The organism is Lysinibacillus sphaericus (assembly GCF_006864135.1).
Lineage (GTDB): Bacteria > Bacillota > Bacilli > Bacillales_A > Planococcaceae > Lysinibacillus.
This window is the reverse complement of the sequence record NZ_SADV01000002.1, coordinates 184,005-208,997: the sequence shown is the minus strand read 5'-3', so window position 1 is coordinate 208,997 and position 24,993 is coordinate 184,005. Positions and strand designations below refer to the sequence as shown.

24 protein-coding genes are annotated in these 24,993 nt (G+C 38.1%); all 24 read left to right on the top strand.

The annotated features are described in order from the left end of the window. The first annotated feature begins 11 nt into the window (after window positions 1-11). The 24 genes from fliQ (at window position 12) to C7Y47_RS03165 (ending at window position 24,514) form a co-directional block, all read left to right on the top strand. Window positions 12-281, top strand: coding sequence for a flagellar biosynthesis protein FliQ (gene fliQ / locus C7Y47_RS03280; protein WP_142507461.1), 270 nt, complete (start codon window positions 12-14; stop codon window positions 279-281). A gap of 4 nt (window positions 282-285) precedes the next feature. Further along, window positions 286-1,062 (top strand): flagellar biosynthetic protein FliR, encoded by a 777-nt coding sequence (gene fliR / locus C7Y47_RS03275; RefSeq protein WP_142507460.1) that lies wholly within the window; start codon window positions 286-288, stop codon window positions 1,060-1,062. Window position 1,063: 1 nt separating this feature from the next. Continuing rightward, window positions 1,064-2,152: a flagellar biosynthesis protein FlhB gene (gene flhB / locus C7Y47_RS03270; RefSeq protein ID WP_142507459.1), complete on the top strand. Its 1,089-nt coding sequence runs from the start codon at window positions 1,064-1,066 to the stop codon at window positions 2,150-2,152. A 23-nt stretch (window positions 2,153-2,175) separates the two neighbouring features. Next, a complete protein-coding gene (gene flhA / locus C7Y47_RS03265; protein ID WP_142507458.1) occupies window positions 2,176-4,209 on the top strand; it encodes a flagellar biosynthesis protein FlhA in 2,034 nt (677 codons plus the stop codon). After that, window positions 4,206-5,402 (top strand): flagellar biosynthesis protein FlhF, encoded by a 1,197-nt coding sequence (gene flhF / locus C7Y47_RS03260; RefSeq protein WP_142507457.1) that lies wholly within the window; start codon window positions 4,206-4,208, stop codon window positions 5,400-5,402. The genes flhA and flhF overlap by 4 nt, the downstream gene beginning before the upstream one ends. Next, window positions 5,399-6,274 (top strand): MinD/ParA family protein, encoded by an 876-nt coding sequence (locus C7Y47_RS03255; RefSeq protein ID WP_142507456.1) that lies wholly within the window; start codon window positions 5,399-5,401, stop codon window positions 6,272-6,274. The genes flhF and C7Y47_RS03255 overlap by 4 nt, the downstream gene beginning before the upstream one ends. After that, entirely contained in the window at window positions 6,275-7,429 is a 1,155-nt protein-coding gene (locus C7Y47_RS03250) for a protein-glutamate methylesterase/protein-glutamine glutaminase (protein WP_142507455.1), read from the top strand. It abuts the gene before it with no gap. A 14-nt stretch (window positions 7,430-7,443) separates the two neighbouring features. Beyond that, window positions 7,444-9,846 carry a chemotaxis protein CheW gene (locus tag C7Y47_RS03245; RefSeq protein ID WP_255504988.1) on the top strand — a complete coding sequence of 801 codons (2,403 nt, stop codon included), beginning with the start codon at window positions 7,444-7,446 and terminating at the stop codon, window positions 9,844-9,846. 27 nt (window positions 9,847-9,873) lie between these two features. Next, entirely contained in the window at window positions 9,874-10,320 is a 447-nt protein-coding gene (locus C7Y47_RS03240; protein WP_132357422.1) for a chemotaxis protein CheW, read from the top strand. A gap of 9 nt (window positions 10,321-10,329) precedes the next feature. Next, window positions 10,330-10,962: a chemotaxis protein CheC gene (locus C7Y47_RS03235; RefSeq protein WP_132357421.1), complete on the top strand. Its 633-nt coding sequence runs from the start codon at window positions 10,330-10,332 to the stop codon at window positions 10,960-10,962. Then, window positions 10,963-11,469 carry a chemotaxis protein CheD gene (locus tag C7Y47_RS03230; protein WP_142507454.1) on the top strand — a complete coding sequence of 169 codons (507 nt, stop codon included), beginning with the start codon at window positions 10,963-10,965 and terminating at the stop codon, window positions 11,467-11,469. Next, window positions 11,469-11,843, top strand: coding sequence for a hypothetical protein (locus C7Y47_RS03225; RefSeq protein WP_142507453.1), 375 nt, complete (start codon window positions 11,469-11,471; stop codon window positions 11,841-11,843). The genes C7Y47_RS03230 and C7Y47_RS03225 overlap by 1 nt, the downstream gene beginning before the upstream one ends. A gap of 337 nt (window positions 11,844-12,180) precedes the next feature. After that, complete coding sequence (locus C7Y47_RS03220) at window positions 12,181-12,951, top strand: FliA/WhiG family RNA polymerase sigma factor (protein WP_132357418.1); 771 nt, start codon at window positions 12,181-12,183, stop codon at window positions 12,949-12,951. Between the two features lie 37 nt (window positions 12,952-12,988). After that, complete coding sequence (locus tag C7Y47_RS03215) at window positions 12,989-13,297, top strand: RNA polymerase subunit sigma (RefSeq protein ID WP_132357417.1); 309 nt, start codon at window positions 12,989-12,991, stop codon at window positions 13,295-13,297. A 9-nt stretch (window positions 13,298-13,306) separates the two neighbouring features. After that, entirely contained in the window at window positions 13,307-13,900 is a 594-nt protein-coding gene (locus tag C7Y47_RS03210) for a hypothetical protein (protein ID WP_142507452.1), read from the top strand. Window positions 13,901-14,057: 157 nt separating this feature from the next. After that, window positions 14,058-14,777 (top strand): 30S ribosomal protein S2, encoded by a 720-nt coding sequence (gene rpsB / locus C7Y47_RS03205; RefSeq protein WP_049668466.1) that lies wholly within the window; start codon window positions 14,058-14,060, stop codon window positions 14,775-14,777. A 101-nt stretch (window positions 14,778-14,878) separates the two neighbouring features. Then, on the top strand, window positions 14,879-15,766 hold the full coding sequence (gene tsf, locus C7Y47_RS03200; RefSeq protein ID WP_142507451.1) for a translation elongation factor Ts: 888 nt from the start codon (window positions 14,879-14,881) through the stop codon (window positions 15,764-15,766). Between the two features lie 567 nt (window positions 15,767-16,333). Further along, complete coding sequence (gene pyrH, locus C7Y47_RS03195; protein WP_142507450.1) at window positions 16,334-17,059, top strand: UMP kinase; 726 nt, start codon at window positions 16,334-16,336, stop codon at window positions 17,057-17,059. Beyond that, window positions 17,059-17,616: a ribosome recycling factor gene (gene frr / locus C7Y47_RS03190; RefSeq protein ID WP_142507449.1), complete on the top strand. Its 558-nt coding sequence runs from the start codon at window positions 17,059-17,061 to the stop codon at window positions 17,614-17,616. Before pyrH ends, frr begins: the two co-directional genes overlap by 1 nt. Before the next feature lie 538 nt (window positions 17,617-18,154). Next, window positions 18,155-18,949, top strand: a complete 795-nt coding sequence (locus C7Y47_RS03185) for an isoprenyl transferase (RefSeq protein ID WP_142507448.1) — start codon at window positions 18,155-18,157, stop codon at window positions 18,947-18,949. Continuing rightward, the gene (locus tag C7Y47_RS03180) at window positions 18,946-19,746 is read left to right on the top strand and encodes a phosphatidate cytidylyltransferase (protein ID WP_142507447.1); all 801 of its coding nucleotides are present in this window, start codon (window positions 18,946-18,948) and stop codon (window positions 19,744-19,746) included. Before C7Y47_RS03185 ends, C7Y47_RS03180 begins: the two co-directional genes overlap by 4 nt. A gap of 167 nt (window positions 19,747-19,913) precedes the next feature. After that, window positions 19,914-21,059, top strand: a complete 1,146-nt coding sequence (gene dxr / locus C7Y47_RS03175) for a 1-deoxy-D-xylulose-5-phosphate reductoisomerase (protein WP_142507446.1) — start codon at window positions 19,914-19,916, stop codon at window positions 21,057-21,059. Between the two features lie 45 nt (window positions 21,060-21,104). Next, window positions 21,105-22,367, top strand: coding sequence for an RIP metalloprotease RseP (gene rseP / locus C7Y47_RS03170; protein ID WP_142507445.1), 1,263 nt, complete (start codon window positions 21,105-21,107; stop codon window positions 22,365-22,367). A gap of 440 nt (window positions 22,368-22,807) precedes the next feature. Then, window positions 22,808-24,514, top strand: coding sequence for a proline--tRNA ligase (locus C7Y47_RS03165; protein ID WP_142507444.1), 1,707 nt, complete (start codon window positions 22,808-22,810; stop codon window positions 24,512-24,514). Window positions 24,515-24,993 lie beyond the last annotated feature (479 nt).

Below are 24,993 nucleotides of genomic sequence, written 5' to 3'. Positions count from 1 at the left end.
GATGATACAGTATGACAGGTGAATTGGTTATTTCCATTGCAGAGCGTGCCATTATGGTTATCCTTCTAACAAGCGGTCCGCTACTATTAGTTGCTTTAATCTCTGGTTTAGCGGTAAGTATTTTTCAGGCAACTACATCGATTCAAGAGCAAACTTTAGCATTCGTGCCAAAAATCATCGCTGTATTAGCAGCCATCGTATTTTTCGGTCCTTGGATGTTATCACAAGTGACTAGCTATGCGAGAGACATTTTTGAGAATTTAACGCGTTATATAGGGTGAGTAGATGAATGAATTAATCCCGCATTTTACGGTTTTCTTATTAGTGCTTGTGCGCGTATCGGCATTTTTTGTCACGGTGCCTTTTTTCTCGTACAGAACGATTCCGCCACAAGTTAAAATAACGCTCGCATTAGTTTTAGCTTGGATGATGTATTACACAATTGACGTCGAACCATTTGTATTTAATGGTGATTACATACTTTTAGTGATGAAAGAAGCACTCATTGGACTGTTACTCGGTTTAGTAGGCTATATCATCATGTCGGCAATTCAAATTGCCGGAAGCTTTATAGATTTTCAAATGGGTTTTGCCATTGCCAATATTATTGACCCGCAAACAGGTGCACAAAGTCCATTGATAGGACAGTTTTTTAATACGCTAGCATTACTTTTTCTACTAGCTATAAATGGACATCATATGATTCTCGATGGAATTTATTATAGTTATCAATTTTTACCGATGGATCAAGGATTTCCTAATTTCGCAAATGATAATTATATAGAGTTTATCATCACAAAATTTACAGCTGTTTTTGCGATTGCCTTTCAAATGGCTGCTCCAGTAGTAGCTACTTTATTTTTAGTCGACTTGGCACTAGGAATCACGGCGAAAACTGTACCGCAATTAAATATTTTTGTTGTTGGTTTTCCTATTAAAATTGGTGTTAGTTTTCTAGTGTTATTCACAATGATGGCTGTAATGGTTCAAGTGATACAAAAGCTTATTACAATTATGATTTATGCGATGCGTGATGTAATGGCTATTTTAGGTGGTGGGTAAAATGTTGCTACTACTGGATCTAGATTTACAGTATTTTGCGGGAGAAAAAACGGAAAAGGCAACGCCCAAAAAACGACAAGATGCTCGAAAAAAAGGTCAGGTTATCAAGAGTCAGGATATTTCCAGTGCAATTGTCATGCTCATGGTATTTATCTTTTTATATTTCTTTGCAGGTTCAATGCTAGACGATCTTTTAGCTTTTTTTAAGCAAACTTTTATTCATAACATACGCGTAGAAACACTAACAATTGATAGTGTGATGCGCTTATTTACAGAAACATTGGCGCAAATGGCTTTTGTTATTGGTCCAATTATGGGAATTGCATTTGTTGGAGCGTTGGCAGGTAACTTTCTACAGTTCGGTTTTCTATTTACATTAGAACCAATGAAGTTTGATTTGAAAAAAATGGACCCGATCAAAGGGTTGAAAAAAATATTTTCTGTTAAAGCCATTATAGAGCTTATAAAGTCAGTATTAAAGATTGGCTTCATCGGTGGCGTTACGACAATTATAGTTTGGACAAATTTACCGAAAGTTTTGGCGTTATCCTTTAAAAGCCCATGGATAACTCTTATTACCGTGGGTAAGCTTGTTGGTATTATGGGGATTGCTGCTTCGCTTGTCTTACTATGTGTATCCCTTTTAGACTGGATGTATCAAAAATTTGATTACGAAAAAAATCTTAAAATGTCTAAGCAAGATATTAAAGATGAATATAAAAATAGTGAGGGCGATCCGCTGATAAAATCGAAAATTAAGCAACGCCAACGCGAAATGGCGATGCGTCGAATGATGTCAGAGATTCCAAACGCCGATGTTGTCATCACTAACCCAACTCACTATGCGATTGCCCTCAAATATGATGAGGAAAGTATGGAAGCCCCACGCATTGTTGCCAAGGGTACAGACTTTATCGCTCAAAAAATTAAAATGATTGCGAAAGAACATGATGTGATTATGGTTGAAAACAGGCCATTAGCACGAGCAATGTACGATCAAGTTGAAATCGGTGATCAAGTACCAGAAGAGTTTTTCAAAGCAATAGCCGAAGTGCTTGCTTATGTTTATCGAATTAAGCGGAAAATTTAAAGCTTTTTGTAGGAGGGACACAAATGAAAGTTCGCGATATAGGGGTTTTAGGTGCGGTTATTTTAATCGTTGCGATGCTCATCATTCCTCTTCCTCCGTGGATGTTAAGTTTCTTAATCGTCATTAATATTACATTAGGATTAATCGTACTGTTAACAGCAATGAGTATGAAGGAAGCGTTAGACTTTTCTATTTTTCCTTCAGTTATTTTATTGTTAACTTTGTTCCGACTCGGACTGAGCGTTTCTACAACACGTGCCATTTTAGCCAAAGGTGATGCTGGTGCGGTTGTTGAAACGTTTGGTGATTTTGTAGTCGGCGGGAATGTACTAGTTGGTTTAGTTGTATTCTTAATTCTTGTGTTAATTCAGTTTATCGTTATTACAAAAGGAGCGGAGCGTGTAGCTGAAGTAGCAGCACGTTTCACACTGGATGCGATGCCGGGTAAACAAATGAGTATTGATGCTGATTTAAATGCAGGAGTTATTTCTGAAAAGGAAGCACGTGAACGACGCGAAAAAGTAGCGGGTGAAGCGGACTTTTACGGAGCGATGGATGGTGCCACAAAATTCGTAAAAGGGGATGCCATTGCCTCTATGGTCATGGTTATTATCAACTTATTATTTGGTATCATCATCGGTGTTGTGCAGATGGGTCTTCCATTTGCAGATGCAGCGAATCATTTTTCTAAGTTAACAGTTGGGGATGGTATTGTCTCACAAATTCCTGCGCTACTTATCTCTACTGCGACAGGGATTGTCGTAACACGTGCATCTTCTAAAGGAAGTCTTGGTGAAGATATTACAGGGCAGCTTTTTGCTCAAGCGAAACTGCTTTATGTAGCTGGTGGAACAATACTTTTACTTGGATTTTTCACACCTATCCCTTTATGGATAACGCTTCCAATTGGTGGTTCGCTAATTGCTGGTGCTTATATGATGGATCATAAGAAACCAGAGGATGAAGAAGAATTACTTGAAATTGAGGAAGAAGTGGCAACAGACGGCATGAAGAGCCCTGAAAATGTTGTGAATTTATTAAATGTGGACCCAATCGAGTTTGAATTCGGCTATGGTTTAATACCGTTAGTAGATGCTGCTCAAGGTGGAGATTTATTAGATCGAGTCATTATGATACGTCGACAGTTAGCATTAGAATTAGGGATTGTCATTCCGGTTGTCCGTATTCGCGATAATATTCAATTACAACCGAATGAATATCGAATTAAAATAAAGGGTAACGAAATGGCACGTGGGGAACTTCTACTTGATCATTATTTAGCAATGAGTCCAGGAGATGATGATTCCATCGAAGGAATTGACACAGTTGAACCGTCATTTGGTTTACCTGCAAAATGGATTACTGAGCAAGTGAAAGAAGATGCCGAAATGTTCGGCTACACAGTTGTTGACCCACCGAGCGTAGTGTCGACTCACTTAACCGAAATGATTCGAGCAAATGCTTATGAATTACTCGGTCGTCAAGAGACGAAGCAGTTAATTGATCATTTACGTGAAACACATCCAATTTTAGTCGAAGAGCTGACTCCTACACCGTTATCGACTGGAGAAATTCAAAAAGTACTGGGTAAACTCTTACGAGAAAATGTTTCAGTGCGAAACTTACCAATTATTTTTGAGACGCTAGCAGACTATGCAAAGTTAACGAGCGATACCGATATATTAACGGAGTATGTACGTCAATCATTGGCACGTCAGATTACTTCTCAATACGTAGGAGACAACTCATCATTAAAGGTTATAACTGTTTCGGGTAAAGTAGAGAAAATGATTGCTGATAGTATTCAACAAACTGATCACGGAAATTACTTAGCGATGGATCCGCAAGACTCTCAAACTGTCTTGGAGACTATGGCTGCAGAAGTAGAACGCGTTTCCTTTATGGAACAATCTGCTATTATCTTATGCTCTCCAGCAGTTCGTATGTATTTACGTCAACTAACGGAGCGTTATTTCCCGCAAATTCCAGTTCTATCATACAATGAACTTGATGCTACAGTTGAAATTCAAAGTGTTGGGGTGGTGAATGTTGAATGAAAATGAAAAAATATTATGCATCCTCCATACCAGAAGCGATGAAGCTTGTACGTGCTGAATTAGGTGAGGACGCTGTCATTTTGAATTCGAAAGTAGTCGTTACAAAAAAGTTTTTTGGAATCATTAAAAAGAAAAGTTTTGAGGTTGTTGCAGGGATTGATTCAATGGAGCCAGGTAATGTGGCTCCAGCACCTGCAGCTTTACCTATAACAACAGCTAAAAAAGAAAATGTAAGGTTACAAGAGATTACGAATGCTGTGCAAGCTAAAACGCACCAAGTACAGCCACAGAATGATGTGCCCTTGCATGAGGAAACTGGCATTTCTGAAGATTTGAGGAAGGAAATCGCAGATTTAAAATCTTTAATGCATTCTATGCATAAGAAGACTATCCAAGATCAATATCCCGATGAACTCTTACCCTTCATTGAATACTTAAGACAGCAGGAGCTAAGTGAGGAGCTCATCACAACGATTGGTGATGAGCTTTTTACGCATTTCAAAGAAGCATCAGAAATCAATTTTTCTCAATGTAAGATGGTTACGAAAAATTTATTGCGCAAAGAGCTAGAGAATCTCCCAGTCGGGGGCTTATCCTATGACAAAAAATATATTAATGTTCTAGGTCCAACAGGTGTCGGAAAGACTACGACAATTGCTAAAATGGCAGCTAGAGCAGTTTTAGAAAAAAAGAAAAAAATAGGATTTATCACGACAGATACTTACCGTATTGCCGCAATTGAGCAATTAAAAACGTATGCTGGACTGTTACAAGCTCCTGTCGAAATTGCCTATAATGCAACAGATTTTGAACAAGCAATCCATCGTTTGTCCCATTTAGATTTAGTGTTTATAGATACAGCTGGCCGCAATTATAAAGAGGTAAAATATGTAGACGATTTACAGCGTCTCATAAAATTTGATGATCAGGCTGAGTCCTTCTTAGTACTTGCTATGACAACGAAAGAAAAGGATATGGCAAACATTGTAGAGCAATTTAAGCAATTACCAATTGAAAAATTCATTTTTACAAAAATTGATGAAACAAATTCTATTGGCACAATGATTAATTTAATGATTAAATATAATAAAGGACTTGCTTACTACACGAATGGTCAAGAAGTACCAGAAGATATTGAGGAAGCTGATCTAGAAGCAGTACTAAATTTATTTTTCCAAGGTGAAGAAAAATGAGAGACCAAGCTGAAACATTACGCTTGAAAATGTTAAAACAGCAAGGCGAATTAGGCAGGGCAATTGCGGTTGTAAGTGGAAAAGGTGGAGTTGGTAAAAGTAACTTCACGATGAATTTTGCCATTACAATGGCCAATAAAGGGAAAAAAGTTGTCATCGTTGATATGGATATTGGTATGGGAAATATCAATATTTTAATTGGAAAAAATGCATCCTATAGTTTGAAAGATTACTTAGAAGGAAATAAGTTACTAGATGAGGTAATATTTGAAGGTCCTTACGATTTAAAGTATATTTCAGGCGGGTCTGGTATGTCGGGCGTCTTACAATGGTCAGAGATTATGTTTGATCGACTCATTCATGCATTTGAGCAGCTTCAAAAAAGCTTTGATTACATCTTATTTGATATGGGAGCAGGAGCAACTAACTGGTCATTAGATTTACTAACTTCTATAGATGAAATCATTGTTTTATCAACAGCAGAGCCAACTTCTATAACAGATGCCTATTCAATGATGAAATATATTTATACGAGAGATGTAGACAAGCAATTTTATATACTCTGTAATCGAGCTTATAGTAAAGAAGAAGGACTGGAAACCAATGAACGACTGAAGCGTACGATGAAACGTTTTTTGGACAAAGAGGTTACAATATTAGGCTCATTACCTGAAGATTCTGTTGTGCGTAAGGCTGTGCGTGAGCAAGTGCCTTTTTCACTTGCCTATCCAGACGCGCTTATTACAAAGACGCTTCATCTTATAGTGGCACGTTTTATGGAATACCGTGTGGAGGAAGTTCATGCACATGATCAGTCAGCGGGTAATTTCTTAACTAAATTAAGAAGTATTTTTTCGAAAGGGCGTGATTAATTGGACTTTTTACATAAAAGCAAGCTATTAGTTGTTGATGATTCTGCTTTTATGAGAAAGCTAATTAGTGACTTTTTTGTTGGCAACTCGAAGGTTGAAGTAGTTGGAACAGCACGAAATGGGAAAGATGCGATAAAGAAGATTCAATCATTGCAGCCAACAGTTGTGACAATGGATATTGAAATGCCTGAAATGAATGGGCTTGATGCTTTAAAAGAAATTATGACTATATGTCCAGTACCTGTTGTCATGCTCTCAAGTACAACTCAACGAGGAGCAGAAAATGCCTTGTCAGCAATTGAACTTGGTGCAGTAGATTTTGTCGCAAAGCCGAGCGGAACAATTTCTCTTGATTTACATAAAATCCAAACCGAACTTGTTCACAAGGTTGAACAAGCATCATTGGTACCTATTTCAAAATTAAAAAAACCTTCTGGTAGTAAAAGACAACAAGAACATTCATTAATAGCGAGTACTGTTAGACGAGAATCTTTTAGTGAAGGCATAGTGGCTCCTCCTGTCAATGTTTTTCCGGCAAGGGCAGAATTATCAAAGCCACATGTTGAATGGAATAAAGTAGGGCGGAAAATTGTACTGATTGGGACTTCTACCGGCGGACCTAGAGCATTACAAGAAGTAATAACAAAAATCCCAAAATCAATTCAAGCACCAATTTTAATTGTCCAGCATATGCCAGCAGGATTTACAAAATCTCTTGCAACTCGTTTGGATCAATTGAGTGAGATTACCGTAAAGGAAGCTGAGCAAGGAGATATTCTTCAAAATGGCACGGCGTATATTGCACCTGGTGGGTATCATTTAAAACTTAGAAAAGTAGGTACCTCCTTTGGCATAGTTCTTGATAATAATGAACCACCTAAATCTGGACATCGCCCTTCTGTAGATGTCATGTTTGAAGATGTCAGCCAATTTAATGATTTTGATAAAGTGGCAGTTATTATGACAGGTATGGGCCATGACGGCTCTGATGGACTAAAAGCACTAAAAAGTACTGGAAATGTGATTGCAATCGCTGAGTCAGCTGAAACTTGCATAGTGTATGGTATGCCGAAAGCAGCAGTGGAAACGCAGCTTGTCGATGAAGTAGCAGATGTAGATGATATTGCACAAACAATAATGAAATATTTGCCTTAAAGGGGTGTCCTCTTATGGAAGTCAATCAATATTTAGAGATGTTTATTGAAGAAAGTAAAGACCATTTACAAGCGTGTAGTGAACATTTATTAGAACTAGAAAAAAATCCAGACGATTTGGCGATTGTTGGAGAAATATTCCGCTCTGCGCACACATTAAAAGGTATGTCTGCGACAATGGGCTTTGAAGATTTAGCAGATTTAACTCATAAAATGGAAAATGTGTTGGATGCGATCCGCAATGAGAAAATCCATGTAACTCCTGAAATTTTAGATGTTGTCTTCGAGTCTGTTGACCATCTAGAAGAAATGGTAATGGACATTGCAAATGGCGGAGATGGAAAACGTGATGTATCTTCAACTGTTGCTCAATTAAAGCGTATTGAATTAGGTGAGGAAGCGATTCCTGAAGTAGTAGTAACTGCCGAGACACCAGCTACAGCTGTAGCAAGTGTGTTAGAGTATGACGGCTTTGAACAAACAGTTATTGCTCAATCTACTGAACAAGGTTTCAATGCATTTGAAATTTCAGTGCGATTACGTGAGGACTGTCTTTTAAAAGCAGCACGAGTATTTATGGTGTTTGAGATTTTAGAAAAAGATGGAGAAGTTATTAAATCAACTCCATCTGTAGAAAAGCTTGAAGACGGACAGTTCGACCAACAATTTTACGTAGCTTTCGTAACTAAAGAATCTGCTGAAGATATGCAGAAAAAGATTATGAGCGTTTCAGAAGTTGAAGAAGTTATTGTCGCAACTATTGAGACACCAACTACTGCTGTAGCAAGTGTGTTAGAGTATGACGGCTTTGAACAAACAGTTATTTCACAATCTGCTGAACAAGGTTTCAATGCATTCGAAATTTCAGTGAAATTACGTGAGGACTGTCTTTTGAAAGCAGCACGTGTATTTATGGTGTTTGAAATATTGGAAAAAGATGGGGATGTTATTAAATCAAATCCATCTGTAGATAAGCTTGAAGACGAACAGTTCGACCAACAATTTTACGTAGCCTTCGTAACAAAAGAATCTGCTGAAGATATACAGAAAAAGATTATGAAAGTTTCTGAAGTCGAAGAAGTGATTGTCACAACGATCGAACAAAAGCACCATAGCGAAAAAGAACAAGCAATTCAAGAAGTAGTGGCAACAGCAACGGTAGAAGTTGAGGCTCAACCTGCTACTGCACCTAAAACAAATACTGCAACACCTACACCTGCAAAAGCAGCGGCGCCTGCTAAGGCTGAAAAAAGTCATGCGCCTGTTGGTAATAAAACAATTCGTGTAAATATCGAGCGACTTGATATATTAATGAACTTATTTGAAGAACTTGTTATCGATCGAGGACGACTACAGTCTATTGCAACTGAGGTTAACCATGGAGAGTTAAATGAAACAGTAGAACGTATGAGCCGCGTCATGGGTGACTTACAAACTATTATTTTAACAATGCGTATGGTTCCGGTTGAAACAGTATTCAATCGTTTCCCGAAAATGATTCGTCAGTTATCTCGTGATCTAAACAAGAAAATTAACCTCGAAATTATTGGTGCTGAAACAGAACTAGATCGTACCGTAATCGATGAAATCGGGGATCCTCTTGTTCATTTAATTCGTAATTCTGTTGACCACGGTATTGAAAATCCGACTGCTCGTCTTGCAAAAGGTAAACCAGAAGAAGGAACAGTTGTCCTGCGTGCTTATCATAGTGGTAACTATGTCTTTATTGAAATTGAAGATGATGGAGCAGGTATTAACCGTGAAAAAGTACTTGCGAAAGCTATTTCTAAAGGTATTGTTACACAAGAGCAATCATATTCAATGTCAGATAAGCAAATCAATGAGCTTATTTTGGCTTCTGGTTTCTCAACGGCAGATGTTATTTCTGACGTATCAGGCCGAGGCGTTGGATTAGACGTTGTTAAAACAACAATAGAATCATTGGGTGGAAATATTTCAATTGAATCTACACAAGATGTAGGATCAGTATTCTCGATTCAATTACCACTGACATTGTCGATTATTTCTGTCATGCTAATAGAAATAGAGAAAGAGATTTATGCAATTCCACTTTCATCAATTATCGAAACTTCCATTATCCGTTCATCTGAAATTATGAATGCGCATAATCAAAAAGTAATCGACTTCCGTGGCAAAGTAGTACCACTAGTATTTTTAGAAGAAATCTTTGAGGTACCTCGCAAAGAACCACAGGGTGACGAATTCCATTCAGTGGTCATCGTTCGAAAAGGTGAGAAGCTTGCTGGTTTAGTTGTGGATTCATTCATTGGCCAACAAGAAATTGTTCTGAAGTCATTAGGAAACTACTTAACGAATATTTTTGCAATTTCAGGTGCAACAATTTTAGGTAACGGAAAAGTAGCCTTAATTGTGGATTGTAACGCACTTATTAAATAAGGTGAATGAATAAGAGAGGTGTAAACAATGACAAATGCAGTGGAACAAGAAAGTATTAAAGTAATTGTTTTTCAACTAGCTGATAAAGAATATGCGATTCCGGTGTCACATGTACAAGGAATTGAAAAACTAATGCATATTACGCGCGTACCGAAAACGGCGAAATATGTAAAAGGTGTTATTAACCTACGTGGTGTCGTAACACCAATTGTAGATTTACGTGAACGGTTTGAATTACCTATCTCTGAGCACGAAGAAACAACGCGTATTATCATTATTTCATTAGAAGATATGGAAGTAGGTTTCGTCGTAGACTCTGCAAATGATGTGTTAGACATCCCTGCTGACTCTATTGAACCACAGCCCGAAGTAGTAGGTTCATTGGAAGAAGAGTTTATTTCAGGGGTGGCTAAAATAGATAAACGATTATTAATTTTATTGCATTTAGAAAAAGTACTAAATCCACTAAAGTAGGGATCGATAATGACATATAATCAAAAGATTACATCACTACATTTAGATGTATTAAAGGAAATTGGTAATATAGGTGCTGCGCATGCGGCGACAGCACTTTCCAATTTACTCGGTAAAAAAATTGATATGCGGGTACCAAAGGTTGAAATGGTTTCATTTAATGACATGATGGAGCTTGCTGGCGGATCTGAAAATGTCGTAGTTGGAATCTATCTACGCATTGAAGGTGATGCTGAAGGTAGTATGTTCTTTATTCTGCCAATTGAACAAGCAAATCGTTTTATTCGTCGTCTCATATTTGATGAATCATTCGACTTTAAAAAACGACCTGTTTCAGAGTTAGGTTTATCAGCTATGCAGGAGATGGGTAATATTTTATCTGGCTCTTATTTATCGGCGTTATCTGACTTTACAAATTTAAAAATTTATCCAACTGTGCCGGGACTAAGTGTTGACATGTTTGGTGCCATTATTAGTATTGGTTTGATTGAATTATCACACGTTAGCGATAATGTTATCGTCATTAACACATCCATTTTTGAAGACGGTGTAGAGGATCAGGAAACAGTAAGAGGGCATTTCTTTTTATTACCAGATCCAGACTCATTTGATGCTATTTTTAAAGCATTAGGAGTTTCATAGATGATGCAAAACAGTGGTAATGGGCAAGTTATAAAAGTTGGAATTGCACAAATGGATGTAGTAAAGTTACCAAATACGATAAGAACATCAGGTCTTGGATCTTGTGTAGGTGTTATTTTATACGATGAATCAAAAAAAATAGCTGGTTTAATTCATGTGATGTTGCCAGATTCGAGTTTAGGTAGACAAGAGTCAATAAATGTGGCTAAATTTGCTGACACAGGCATTGCGGCAATGATTGACTTATTAAAGTTAGAAGGCGTTCAAAAATTCAAGCTAAAGGCAAAAATTGCGGGTGGTGCGCAGATGTTTCAATTTACTTCAGATAAAGATTCCATGCGCATCGGCCCGCGTAATGTAGAAGCTGTAAAGCATGAGCTAAAGCGTCATGGAATTCGTTTAGTTGCCGAAGACACGGGCGGAAATAGTGGTAGAACAATTGAATTTAGTCCTGCGACTTCGATATTACATATTCGAACGGTTAACCAAGGAGTGAGCGAAATATAATGTTTGGTTCTATTTTTTATAACCTATGGGGAGCATTAATTGCCTTTTCTATATATTTTTTTAGTACTTTTCTAAAACCTTATACACCATTACGTATTATCATAGGGTCATTTGTGGCGGGAATAATTGTGTTTTTCATCATGTATATTGTAAGATTTTTAATTGCCTACATTTTATTCACACCAGAGGATGCTGAAGAAGTCGTTGAAGGTGAGCATGAAGAAAACGAATCCGGCAATCGTGAGGAAGACAATCAAGAAACACCGACGGCCAGCTCTACCGTTGAGTTTCAAGATGAAAACTCAGAAGAAATTGCTCAAGTTGTACGTACAATGATGATTCGTGAGGATGATCCGCAATTAAATAATGCTTAAAAAATAGGAGTCGCGAGTAGCGGCTCTTTTTATAGTTATCTTAATTCTTGTGCATTTTTTAGTTTTGACTATGTCCAAACTAAAAAATGCCTGACACAAAAATGTAAAGAATCTGTGATTGAGTCTGAGAAACAAATGAAATTAAAGTCGATTCTTGTTATAATATAGGAAAGAATTACATTGGTTTTTATGTTAGAGGCTGGATAGCTAGTAACGCTTTGTTACCCTCTGTAAATAACTAAATTTCCTAGGAAGAAGTACAACAGAAAACAACAAGGTAATATAAGACAGTGGCAAACAGGCGCGTAAATGCGTTTTTCTTAGAGAGGTGGATTACATGACACAACCAATTCTGAACGATGAACAAAAGCTGTGGAACCGCTGGATAAATGAACGTGATCCAGATGCTGGTGATTTACTTATAAAAAAATATATTTCTCTAGTATCTTATCATGTACAACGCATTGGATCGAGCTTACCAAAGAGTGTATCGCGAGACGATTTAACGAGCTTAGGTATGGTAGGTCTTTTTGATGCATTAAATAAATTTGATATTAATAGAGACTTAAAATTTGATACATATGCTTCTTTTAGAGTAAGAGGAGCAATTATTGATGGTTTACGTAAGGAAGATTGGTTGCCGCGTTCCGCACGTGAGAAGGCAAAAAAATTAGATGCACAGATTGAACAGTTAGAACAAAAATATATGCGTCATGTAACACCTGAGGAACTTGCGGAACATATGACTTTACCTGTTGAGGAAGTTTACCAAACTGTACAGGAGCATTTCTTTTCAAATGTTCTTTCCATTAATGAGCAGCAAGATCAAGATGAGACTGATGGAAAGTCATTTGTTATTCGTGATGATACAACAACGACACCTGAGCAAGCTGTCGTTAAGTCTGAACTGCTTGGGGATTTAGCAGAAAATATCCAAAAGCTCAATGATAAGGAGCAGCTGGTGCTTAGTTTATTTTATACTGAAGAATTAACATTAACAGAAATTGGAGAAATGCTTGGGTTATCAACATCGCGCATTTCACAAATCCACTCAAAGGCGCTATTAAAGCTACGGAAATTATTATCTAATGAAATGATTAATGCATAATAATCCTTATATACATATCGTTGAAGGAGGGAGTCACATGAGTTTAAAGGGTGTCGAACTACAAATAGCTATTCCAAAAACATTTGAAGCAGGGAAAATGGCGGATCAGGCCCAACAACAAACTTTGGCTCAGCAAGCACATGCAAATGACGCGTTAAAAAAAGAAATAGAACGCAAGCAAAAAGTTGTGAATACTTCAGAGGGTATGGATGAGATTAGTGAAGATGAAGAAGCAGGTGGCGAGTATATCAAAGGTACTCGAAAAAAGAAAAATAAGGATAACGAGAAGCGAGAAACGCAAGCGCAGCATCCGTTTAAAGGAAATTTTGTGGATTTTAGTGGATAGGAGCTTACTATGACAATCATACTAATCGCGGTTCTTTTTATTTTACAGCTACTTTCATTTTATTTCCTTATTATATTAAATACGAAGCTAGCAAAATTTAAGGACTTAGAAAAAAAGCAGGAGCGCTTAATGCGTGAAATGGATGACACCATTAGTGTTTATTTAGCTGAGATGAAAGATGAAAATGATCGCCTAATTCAAGAGCTACAACGAGTTTCAAAGTCTGAAACTCAAACGAATGCTGTGAAACATGAAGAACAGATTGAGAGACAAAAGGAGCAGGAGCAATCGCCTTCTTTGCCAAAGGAAAGCACAGTAGACGGTTCTACTAGTCTAGATAATGAACCGCGTTTCTATGTGCCCAAAAATATTGTAGCCAATGCTTATTCACGTCAGCAGCAAACTGAAGCTAAAACAGAAGCTAAAGTGGTGCATTCGGCCCAGCAGCCAACTAATGCAACCAAAAAGGAAGAAGCGAAGCCCTTAACAATAGAACAACAAGCTGTTGAATTAGCGAAACAAGGTAAAACAGCAGAAGAAATTGCCAAGCAGCTGCAAAAAGGAAAAACAGAGATTGAGCTTTTATTGAAATTTCATCACTAAAACAGTTGCGAATGGGATAAAGCTATGATATAGTTGCAAATGGTGTTATTAATACACACGCATTTTGATGTAGTAAGTGGTGCTCTAAGTATAGGGTAGCTTGTTGCAAGTGATAAATGCGGAGGATAAAAACCAAACATACTAGGAGGAAATTCACATGTCAGTAATTTCTATGAAACAATTACTTGAAGCTGGTGTACATTTCGGTCACCAAACTCGTCGTTGGAATCCAAAAATGAAGAAATATATCTTCGTTGAGCGTAACGGGATTTACATCATCGACTTACAAAAAACTGTTAAAAAATTAGAGGAAGCTTATGACTTCATGCGTCAAGTTGGTCAAGACGGTGGTAAAGTTCTTTTCGTTGGTACGAAAAAACAAGCACAAGAAGCGATCAAAGATGAAGCTGAACGTTCAGGCAACTACTACATCAACCAACGTTGGTTAGGTGGTACTCTTACAAACTTCGGTACTATTCAAAAACGTGTTGCACGTATGAAAGCAATCGAAAAAATGGAAGAAGACGGAACTTTTGAAGTTCTACCTAAAAAAGAAGTAATCCAACTTAAAAAAGAACACGAACGTCTAATCAAATTCTTAGGCGGTATCCGTGATATGCACGCTCTTCCAGACGTAATGTTCGTGGTTGACCCACGTAAAGAACGCATTGCTGTTGCAGAAGCTATTAAATTAAACATCCCTCTAGTAGGTATTGTTGATACAAACTGTGATCCAGATGAAATCGACTACGTAATCCCTGCTAATGATGATGCTATTCGCGCTGTTAAACTTTTAACTGCTAAAATGGCTGACGCTTTAATCGAGTCAAAACAAGGTGAAGAAGAAGCTCCAGCTGTAGAAGCTGCTGCTGAGTAATTCACGTTTACAAAAAGGTGATAAGTGGCTCAGGACCCTTATCACCTTTTTTAGAACCTATCACTAAAATTTGTACAACCAATTTGAGGAGGAAACACTAAATGGCAAACATTACTGCACAATTAGTAAAAGAATTACGTGAAAAAACTGGCGCTGGAATGATGGATTGTAAAAAAGCGTTAGTACAAACTGATGGCGATTTAGATGCTGCAATCGATTTCCTACGTGAAAAAGGTCTTTCTTCAGCTGCTAAAAAAGCTGACCGCATCGCTGCAGAAGGTACAACTTACATTTTAGAACAAGGTAACGAAGCAATTATCCTTGAAGTAAATGCTGAAACTGACTTCGTTTCTAAAAACGATAAATTCCAAGTATTAGTTGCTTCTCTAGCTGAACAATTACTTGCTGCTAAACCTGCATCAATTGAAGCTGCATTAGAGCTTACAAATGCTGAAGGTGTAAAAGTTGTTGACCAAATTTCATCAGCAATTGCAACTATCGGTGAAAAAATTACTCTTCGTCGTTTCGAAGTGAAAACAAAAACTGATGCAGATGCATTCGGTTCTTACTTACACATGGGCGGCCGCATTGGTGTATTAGTTTCTTTAGAAGGTTCTACAGATGCTTCAGCTGCTAAAGATGTTGCTATGCATATCGCAGCTATTAACCCTACTTATGTTTCTCGCGATGAAGTTTCTGCTGAAGAAGTTGAACGTGAGCGTAAAGTATTAACTGAACAAGCTCTTAACGAAGGTAAACCAGAAAACATCGTAGCAAAAATGGTTGAAGGTCGTCTTGGTAAATACTTCGAAGATGTTTGCTTACTTGACCAAACATTCGTTAAAAACTCAGATCAAAAAGTACGTGACTTCGTTGCTTCAACTGGCGGTTCAGTAAACGGCTTCGTACGTTACGCTGTAGGTGAAGGTATCGAAAAACGTGAAGATAACTTTGCTGAAGAAGTAATGAGCCAAGTTAAAGGTAACTAATTTACTTGCGTTTGATCCTAATCAAATAATATCTAGATTTTCTAGACAAAAAAATGGGGAACACAACATAGCGTGTTCCCTATTTTTCCGAAATGAGGGTTCATCACCAAAAGTTGTGGATGACATTTGTTAAAACGTATGCTATGTATATACGTTGATTGGAGTGGAGGCTGGCGACTCCTTGGGGATCAGCGATAGAGGAACGAAGGCTAATACCATCACATCCTGTGATAACGCCTTTGTGACCAACATCCTGTTGGCCCGAGACCCTGGAGCGAGCAGGCAGAGGAACGAAGGCTAAGAGCATCACGTCCTGTGATAACGCCTTCGTGACCAACTTCGTGTTGGCCCAAGCGGCTCATCGGACGCCCCCAGGAAGCTCTGCTCTGCGCGAAAGCGAAGCGTCAGCTACAAGCGCCCAGCCGGATCGGAAATCAACCACACGTTATTGTGATGAGCCATATAATTTCCTATTCTGCCTTATTCACAACTAGCAATTATTGTTATTTATACTATAATGGAAAAGGGAATAGAGATGTTTTAAATAAAGTCTGACGGAGGTTTACAATGAGTGTGCCACAATATAAACGAGTAGTTATAAAATTAAGTGGTGAAGCGTTAGCTGGGGAAGCGGGCTTCGGTTTATCACCAAAAATTATCAAGTCTGTTGCAGAACAGGTAAAAGAAGTAGTAGATCTTGATGTAGAAGTTGCTGTTGTTGTAGGTGGCGGTAATATATGGCGTGGAAAAATCGGTAGCGAAATGGGGATGGATCGTGCAGCAGCTGATTATATGGGTATGTTAGCAACGGTTATGAACTCTTTAGCGTTACAAGATGCACTGGAGAAATTAGGAATTGAAACACGTGTGCAATCATCTATCGTAATGACACAAGTAGCGGAGCCATATATTCGCCGTAAAGCAGTTCGTCATCTAGAGAAAAAACGTGTAGTAATTTTTGCAGCAGGTACAGGTAACCCATTCTTCTCTACAGATACTACAGCTGCGTTACGAGCGGCTGAAATCGACGCAGATGCGATTTTAATGGCGAAAAATAATGTAGATGGTGTTTATTCTGCAGATCCGAAAGTAGATGCAACTGCCGTTAAATATGATACACTCACATACTTAGACGTTATTCAACAGGGCTTACAAGTAATGGATTCAACAGCTTCTACTTTATGTATGGATAACGATATTCCGTTAATTGTCTTCTCAATTACGGAACCAGGTAATATTAAACGTGCCGTACAAGGCGAGAAAATTGGAACAGTTGTTAGGAGGAATGCATAATGGCTAAACAAGTTTTAGAACAAGCTAAAGACAAAATGAACAAAACAATTGCCGCTTTTTCACGTGAACTAGCTTCAATCCGTGCAGGTCGTGCAAATGCTTCTCTATTAGACCGCATTACGGTTGATTATTATGGTGCACCAACACCGATTAATCAGCTTGGAGGTGTATCGGTACCAGAAGCGCGTTTATTAGTTATTACACCTTACGATAAAACAATCTTAGGTGAAATCGAAAAAGCGATTATGAAATCAGATATTGGTATTACACCAACAAATGATGGATCTGTCATTCGTTTAATGATCCCGGCTTTAACAGAAGAGCGTCGTAAAGATCTTGTGAAGCAAGTGAAAAAAGAAGCAGAGGATGCAAAAATCGCTGTACGTAATGTTCGTCGCGATGCGAATGATGATCTAAAAAAACTTGAAAAAGCTGGCGAAATCACAGAAGATGATCTACGTGGCTACGGTGAAGATATTCAAAAATTAACAGATGATTTCATCGTTAAAGTAGATCAAGTGACGAAAGAAAAAGAAAAAGAAATTCTAGAAGTGTAAGCAACTCGTTTTGCATATCTATGATGGAACTTTTTGATGAGATGAAGGCGTCCTATATATATAAAGGACGTCTTTTCTCTTTACTGTTAAAGGGTCTTTATTCAGGCAGGTATTCAAACACTTACCGAGACAGAGCATCTTTAATTGTTTTAAGGGAAATACCTTTCATCTATTTTTGCTTTCATTTAAGATTAAGAAGAACTATTCTTTACGTGAACTGAAATACATTATTATGAACAAAATAAGGGAAGCAATTACCCCTTCAATTGAGTGGGCGTGATAAAAGTCTTAAAAGCCCCTCTACTAAAGAGTTCATCACCTTAGGTTGGAATATGTCATGATAAGTTGATGTTCGTTTCGACTACACTCAGTTGTAACGAAAATTAACTCAACATATGGTGATATCTTAAAATGTGTGTAGTTCTAAAATAAGGTAGTTCGTACATAGTCAATTTAGAGGGAAAAAAAAGACAAAACGCGCTTTTGTTTGTTATGATAGGTTAGTATACGTCCGATTAGTTGTAGTGGGGGAGTTAGCATGTTTAAAAAGCTATTAGGTAAACAAATAAATATAGATTCACTATCATTGGAGGAACGTGTTGCCCTTGCTAAAAACGAGCCGATTCCTGCCCATGTAGCGATTATTATGGACGGAAATGGACGTTGGGCAAAGAAACGTGCCATGCCACGTGTTGCTGGGCACCATGAAGGTATGAAGACGGTACGAAAGGTAACTAGATTTGCGTCAGATTTAGGTATTAAAGTTTTAACGGTGTACGCATTCTCTACAGAAAATTGGAAGCGACCAAAACCAGAGGTCGATTTCCTAATGCGTTTACCTGTAGAATTTTTAGGTTCCTTTTTACCTGAAATGATGGAACGCAATGTACGTGTTGAGATGATAGGAGATCCATCTTTATTACCTGCACATACGCAAAAAGCGTTGTATGAAGCGATGGAGGAGACGAAGCATAATACAGGATTAATTCTAAATTTTGCTCTGAATTATGGAAGTCGTTCGGAAATGGTTAACGCCATGAAAATAATGCTTCAGAAGGTGCAGGATGGTCAATTAACGATGCAAGACATAACAGAAGAATGCTTGACATCTCATTTAATGACGGCTCATTTGCCAGAGCCAGATTTATTAATTCGTACAAGTGGTGAAGTGCGATTAAGCAACTTTATGTTATGGCAGCTCGCCTATACAGAATTTTGGTTTACAGATACATTGTGGCCAGATTTTAGCGAGGAAAACTTACTGGCAGCGGTGGAAAACTACCAGAAACGTAATCGCCGTTACGGTGGGTTGAAGGGAGAAGAAACAACTTGAAACAACGAATTATTACAGCAATAATTGCAGCAGCACTATTTATTCCATTTGTTATTTATGGAAAAGTGCCATTTACAATACTTGTGCTTGCAATGGCTGTTGTCGGCTTTTATGAAATACTAAAAATGAAAGGTATTTCACTTTTTTCTGTACCTGGTTTTTTAGGGTTACTAACATTAATACTTCTTGTTATACCATCAGACTGGTCAAATAAGGTAGTAGATGCAATTGGCTATTCCTCCAATTTAATGGTTGTGTATGGTCTAATGATGCTATTACTCATATATGTAGTCCTTGTAAAAAATAAAATTACATTCGATGAAGTTGCATTTATATTATTAGGTGCGTTTTATGTCGGGTTAGGCTTCCATTACTTAATCGAAACACGAAGCTATGGTCTAGAGTTTGTCGTATATTGTTTACTTGTAGTTTGGACAACTGACTCAGGTGCATATTTTGTAGGAAGAAAACTAGGCAAAAATAAGCTATGGCCCGAAATTTCACCGAAGAAAACCGTGGAAGGTTTTCTTGGGGGAATTGTCATTGCTGTAATCTTTGCTGTTGGAATGCAGGCAATTTATCCGTTTGCGAACGGCTATGTCTCACTTATTTTCATCACAATTTTTGCGTCAATTATTGGTCAAATGGGCGATTTAGTGGAATCGGCTATCAAGCGTCATTTTGACGTAAAGGATTCAGGCAATATCTTACCTGGACATGGCGGTATTTTAGATCGCTTTGATAGTCTATTATTTGTCGTGCCTTTACTACATTTTTTACATCTTTTTGGTAACTAGGAACAATAGCGGCTCGTTGGACTCCTCTTGGAAAGAGTCTAGTCGGAACCACAAAATCAACTCTACGTTATGGTGATGAGCCATAACAATAGCATTTACCTCTAAACAGAGTGGTAATAATCGTGCTATATCATTTTTGCTGAGATAGAAAAAGGGGACAACTCGTCGTGAAAAAAATTAGTTTACTTGGTGCAACTGGTTCAATCGGTTGGCAAACCTATGATATTTTAAAAGAACAACGCGATGCCTTTCATTTAGTAGCGTTTTCTTCAGGAAAAAATATCGAAAAAACTCGTGAAATGATTGAAACTTTAAAGCCTGAGCTTGTATCTGTTCAATTAGAAGAAGATGCCATTATGCTCGCTAAAGAATATCCACAAGTACACTTTACGTTTGGTGCAAAAGGGCTCATAGAGGTCGCTACACATCCTGATTCGACAGTGCTAGTAAACGCGGTTCTTGGAAGTGTTGGACTAGAATCGACATTAGCTGCAATTCGCATGGGCAAAACAATTGCCATTGCCAATAAAGAAACACTTGTAACCGCTGGACATTTAGTGATGGCAGAGGCTAAGAAATATAACGCAGCAATTTTGCCGGTTGATAGTGAGCATTCTGCGATTTTTCAATCGATGAATGGTGAGAATCCGAAAAATATTGAACGATTAATTATTACGGCTTCTGGTGGTAGCTTCCGTGACAAAACACGCGAGGAATTGAAGCATGTAACGGTTGCAGATGCACTAAATCACCCGAACTGGTCAATGGGTGCGAAAATTACGATAGATTCAGCTACAATGATGAATAAAGGGCTAGAAGTCATTGAAGCACATGTGTTATTTGATATGCCTTATGATAAAATTGATGTACTTTTGCATAGAGAAAGTATTATTCACTCCCTAGTTGAGTATCATGATACTAGTGTCATTGCACAGCTAGGTACGCCGGACATGCGTGTACCTATCCAATATGCATTAAGTTACCCAGATCGTATGCCGCTACATAACGGACAACGACTTAATTTAGCGCAAATTGGTCAGCTACATTTTAAAGAAATGGATTTTGAACGTTATCCAGCATTGCGACTAGCATATGAGGCTGGGCGTACAGGCGGTACAATTTTAACAGCGATGAATGCAGCGAATGAAGCTGCAGTTGCGGCATTTTTACAAGGGAAAATAACATTCCTTGAAATTGACGAAACGATTGAGCGTGTAATGCAAGCACATAACAACATATTAGTGCCAGATTTGCCAACAATTTTGCATGTAGACAGTGAAACGAGAAAAACAGTGTTAGACATGGTAAAATAAAGAGAGAAGATATCGTTAACTATTCGCTTTTAAAGGTGGGATTTTATGCAAACAGCTATTGCATTTATTTTAATATTTGGCCTACTTGTATTCTTCCATGAATTTGGTCACTTCTTATTCGCGAAACGAGCAGGAATTATGGTTCGGGAATTTGCTATCGGTATGGGACCAAAAATTTATGGAAAAACACATGGTGAAACAATCTATACAATACGTTTATTGCCAATCGGCGGTTACGTGCGTATGGCTGGTGAGGACATGGATGGCGCCGAATTACAGCCGGGCTATCGAGTAGGGCTTATTGTAGATGAAGATAATGTTGTAAAGAAAATTATCTTTAATCAAAATAATAAGCAATTACCAGATTTGTTATTTTTAGAAGTTGAGCATGCCGATTTAGAAAAGGATTTGTTTGTAGAAGGCTATGATGAAGAGGAAAAATTAGTTCGTTATAATGTTGCAAGAGATTGTATTCTCGTAGAAAACGGAAAAGAAACGTTAATTGCACCATACGATCGTCAATTTAACGCTAAGACAGTCGGTCAACGAGCTATGGCAATCTTTGCAGGCCCGTTATTTAACTTTATATTAGCGTTTATTATTTATATGCTGATTGGATTAATTCATGGCGTACCTACGTATGAGCCAATCATCACAGAAGTAGTAGAAAATGATCCAGCTGCACAAGCAGGAATGCTTGCAGGGGATAGAGTAGTTAACATTGGCGGACAAGCGGTTGAGAAATGGCAAGATTTAGCTGCCATTGTACAAGATCATCCAGGTGAAGATATTGCTGTTACAGTTGAACGAAATGGTCAGCAAGTTAACTTGAATATGACGGTAAAAGAAGTTGAACAAAATGGCGAAAAGTTTGGTCAAATAGGGGTTAAGTATGAGAGCCCACGTGAATTTAATCCGTTAAAGTCTGTTGTTTATGGCGCTCAAGAAACGTATAATATGACTGCTAAAATATTTGAATTGCTTGGTATGTTAATTACCGGTAAATTTACGATTGATGCTTTATCAGGTCCAGTAGGCATTTATAAAGCGACAGAGCAAGTAGCTCAATATGGATTCATCAATTTAATGAATTGGGCCGCGATGTTAAGTATTAACCTTGGAATTATGAATTTACTACCGCTTCCAGCACTTGACGGTGGTCGTCTATTGTTCTTCGGCTTCGAAGCAGTAAGAGGCAAACCAATTGATCGTCAAAAAGAGGGTCTTGTGCATTTTGTCGGTATCGTACTATTGATGATCTTAATGGTCGTAGTTACATGGAATGATATACAACGATTTTTCTTTTAACTTATTTCAGCAGATGCCAAACATCCGCTGAAATAGAGGAACTCAGTCTAAGAACGCCACGTCCTATGGCAACAACTGAGTGACCAACCTCGGTGCCACTGACGCTTCGCTTTCGCGCGAAAAACATTTGTTGGCCTAAAGCCTCTAGCGGATGTCACCTAAAATCATTGCATCCATGCGATAACGGCTAACATGGCCTAAGCACAAAGCCGATTCCGGACGCAATTATGCAGAGGTATAATTGAGCTAAATAAATGAAGTTAAGTTAAGTTTTTCAAGTGAAACATAGTTAGAAGATGCCAAGGCAAGTATGCCAAGGTGAAAATTGATTGAAAAAACATAGCTTTGAGCGCAATTTTTTTGAAACATTGCGTTCAAAGCTAAATTTGTTTATGCTAATTAGAGTATAAAACTTATCTATTAAAAAGGTGGAACACTGAATGAAGCAAAGTAAAACATTTATCCCAACGCTACGTGAAGTACCTGCTGATGCAGAGGTAAAATCACATAAGCAATTACTACGTGCAGGGTTTATTCGTCAAAATACAAGTGGGGTATACTCGTATTTACCGCTTGCAAAACGTGTGTTAACAAAAATAGAAAATATTATTCGTGAAGAGATGGAAGCGATCAATTCTATTGAGCTTTTAATGCCTTCATTACAATCTGCGGAACTTTGGCAGGAATCAGGCCGCTGGGAAAAATACGGTCCAGAATTAATGCGTTTAAAGGACCGTCATGATCGTGATTTCGCATTAGGGCCAACTCATGAAGAAGTGATTACAACTTTAGTACGCGATGAAATTAAATCCTATAAAAAATTACCGCTAACACTTTATCAAATTCAAACTAAATTCCGTGATGAAAAACGTCCTCGCTTTGGTTTATTACGAGGCAGAGAGTTTATTATGAAAGATGCATACTCTTTCCATGCATCACGTGAAAGTTTGGATGAAACATATGATGATATGTATCGTGCTTATTCAAATATTTTCTCTCGTCTAGGTTTAAACTATCGTGCAGTTATTGCAGATGCTGGCTCAATTGGTGGGAAAGGTACACATGAATTTATGGTGCTTTCTGAAATTGGGGAAGATACAATTGCATACTCTGACACGTCTAATTATGCTGCAAACATCGAAATGGCAGAAGTTCTTGTAGACTATCAACCATCAGATGAAGCATTAAAAGAGCTTGAAAAAGTGGCAACACCAGACCAAAAAACAATTGAAGAAGTATCAGCTTTCTTAAATATTGAGCCTTCAAATGTCATTAAATCATTAGTATTTGATGTTGATGGTGAATTAGTTGTTGTACTTGCTCGTGGAGATCACGAAATAAATGATATTAAGCTGAAAAATGCGCTTAATGCTGGTTCTGTTGAACTAGCTAGTGAAGCGGCAATCCGTGATTTATTAGGCTGTGGAGTTGGTTCAATCGGTCCTGTTAAATTACCAGTAGACGTAAAAGTAGTGGCTGACAATGCTATTAAATCTATACGTAACGGTGTAGCTGGTGCAAATGAAGATGGTTTCCATTTAGTTAATGTTAATCCAGAGCGTGATTTTGCAGTGAATGAATACTTAGATATTCGTTTTATTCAAGAGGGTGATCCATCTCCAGATGGACAAGGAATGATCAAATTTGCAGAAGGTATCGAAGTTGGTCATATTTTCAAATTAGGAACAACTTACTCTGCAAAAATGAATGGTACTTTCTTAGACGAACAAGGTAAATCACAACCGTTTATCATGGGATGCTATGGTATTGGTGTATCACGTATTTTAGCTGCTGTTGCAGAGCATTTCCAAGATGAAAATGGTTTTGTTTGGCCAACACAATTAACGCCTTATGATATCCATGTTGTCCCTGTTAATACAAAGGATGAAACACAGGTTGCCTTAGCTGATGAGCTATATGGCTTATTAAAATCATACCGTTATGATGTGTTATTAGATGATCGTGCTGAGCGCGCTGGGGTTAAATTCGCAGATGCTGACTTAATTGGCTTACCGGTCCGAGTAACAGTGGGTAAAAAAGCAACAGAAGGTGTTGTTGAGGTTAAATTCCGTCAAACAGGTGAAACGTTCGAATGGAAAAAAGAAGAGGTCATTGATCGCTTAAATGAATTTTTCCGCAAAAATTAACTCTTTTTAGCTGAAGTCTCACACTTCAACGGTGGTGAGATGAATGCGGGTTTGAACTACTTTTCAGTGGGTGTCCAAGCACCCGCTGAAATAGAGGAACTCAGTCAAAGAACGCCACATCCTGTGGCAACGACTGAGTGACCAACTTCGTGATGGCCTAAAGCCTCCGGCGGATGTCATGGAATTGGAATGGAGCTAAGGTTGCTAGCCTAAATTCATCGCATCCATGCGATAACGGCTAACTGACCTGCATACGTAGGCCTAAGTACAAGGCCGATTCCGGACGCAATTATGCCGAGGCATAATTGATTTTCCTTTAGAAATGCTTGTCCGAAAAAGGATGAAATGGCATTAAATAGATAAAGATTCGCGCCACTTCTCGGGGACAGCGAGCCAAGCATGAATTCATAGACGTTTAGGATTTGTGAGGCTTGATAATCGCCCGCGGAAAGGGAGCGAATTTTTTCTTTAGTTCGTAA

What these genes read in the sequence shown, in the direction of transcription:
- flhA (WP_142507458.1), top strand. Translation starts at nt 2,176, where the DNA reads ATGAAAGTTCGCGATATAGGGGTTTTAGGTGCGGTTATTTTAATCGTT.
- C7Y47_RS03255 (WP_142507456.1), top strand. Translation starts at nt 5,399, where the DNA reads ATGAGAGACCAAGCTGAAACATTACGCTTGAAAATGTTAAAACAGCAA.
- tsf (WP_142507451.1), top strand. Translation starts at nt 14,879, where the DNA reads ATGGCAAACATTACTGCACAATTAGTAAAAGAATTACGTGAAAAAACT.
- frr (WP_142507449.1), top strand. Translation starts at nt 17,059, where the DNA reads ATGGCTAAACAAGTTTTAGAACAAGCTAAAGACAAAATGAACAAAACA.
- C7Y47_RS03165 (WP_142507444.1), top strand. Translation starts at nt 22,808, where the DNA reads ATGAAGCAAAGTAAAACATTTATCCCAACGCTACGTGAAGTACCTGCT.
- C7Y47_RS03245 (WP_255504988.1), top strand. Translation starts at nt 7,444, where the DNA reads ATGGAAGTCAATCAATATTTAGAGATGTTTATTGAAGAAAGTAAAGAC.
- flhF (WP_142507457.1), top strand. Translation starts at nt 4,206, where the DNA reads ATGAAAATGAAAAAATATTATGCATCCTCCATACCAGAAGCGATGAAG.
- C7Y47_RS03235 (WP_132357421.1), top strand. Translation starts at nt 10,330, where the DNA reads ATGACATATAATCAAAAGATTACATCACTACATTTAGATGTATTAAAG.
- C7Y47_RS03210 (WP_142507452.1), top strand. Translation starts at nt 13,307, where the DNA reads ATGACAATCATACTAATCGCGGTTCTTTTTATTTTACAGCTACTTTCA.
- C7Y47_RS03185 (WP_142507448.1), top strand. Translation starts at nt 18,155, where the DNA reads ATGTTTAAAAAGCTATTAGGTAAACAAATAAATATAGATTCACTATCA.
- C7Y47_RS03225 (WP_142507453.1), top strand. Translation starts at nt 11,469, where the DNA reads ATGTTTGGTTCTATTTTTTATAACCTATGGGGAGCATTAATTGCCTTT.
- flhB (WP_142507459.1), top strand. Translation starts at nt 1,064, where the DNA reads ATGTTGCTACTACTGGATCTAGATTTACAGTATTTTGCGGGAGAAAAA.
- rseP (WP_142507445.1), top strand. Translation starts at nt 21,105, where the DNA reads ATGCAAACAGCTATTGCATTTATTTTAATATTTGGCCTACTTGTATTC.
- pyrH (WP_142507450.1), top strand. Translation starts at nt 16,334, where the DNA reads ATGAGTGTGCCACAATATAAACGAGTAGTTATAAAATTAAGTGGTGAA.
- rpsB (WP_049668466.1), top strand. Translation starts at nt 14,058, where the DNA reads ATGTCAGTAATTTCTATGAAACAATTACTTGAAGCTGGTGTACATTTC.
- C7Y47_RS03230 (WP_142507454.1), top strand. Translation starts at nt 10,963, where the DNA reads ATGATGCAAAACAGTGGTAATGGGCAAGTTATAAAAGTTGGAATTGCA.
- fliR (WP_142507460.1), top strand. Translation starts at nt 286, where the DNA reads ATGAATGAATTAATCCCGCATTTTACGGTTTTCTTATTAGTGCTTGTG.
- fliQ (WP_142507461.1), top strand. Translation starts at nt 12, where the DNA reads ATGACAGGTGAATTGGTTATTTCCATTGCAGAGCGTGCCATTATGGTT.
- C7Y47_RS03220 (WP_132357418.1), top strand. Translation starts at nt 12,181, where the DNA reads ATGACACAACCAATTCTGAACGATGAACAAAAGCTGTGGAACCGCTGG.
- C7Y47_RS03215 (WP_132357417.1), top strand. Translation starts at nt 12,989, where the DNA reads ATGAGTTTAAAGGGTGTCGAACTACAAATAGCTATTCCAAAAACATTT.
- C7Y47_RS03240 (WP_132357422.1), top strand. Translation starts at nt 9,874, where the DNA reads ATGACAAATGCAGTGGAACAAGAAAGTATTAAAGTAATTGTTTTTCAA.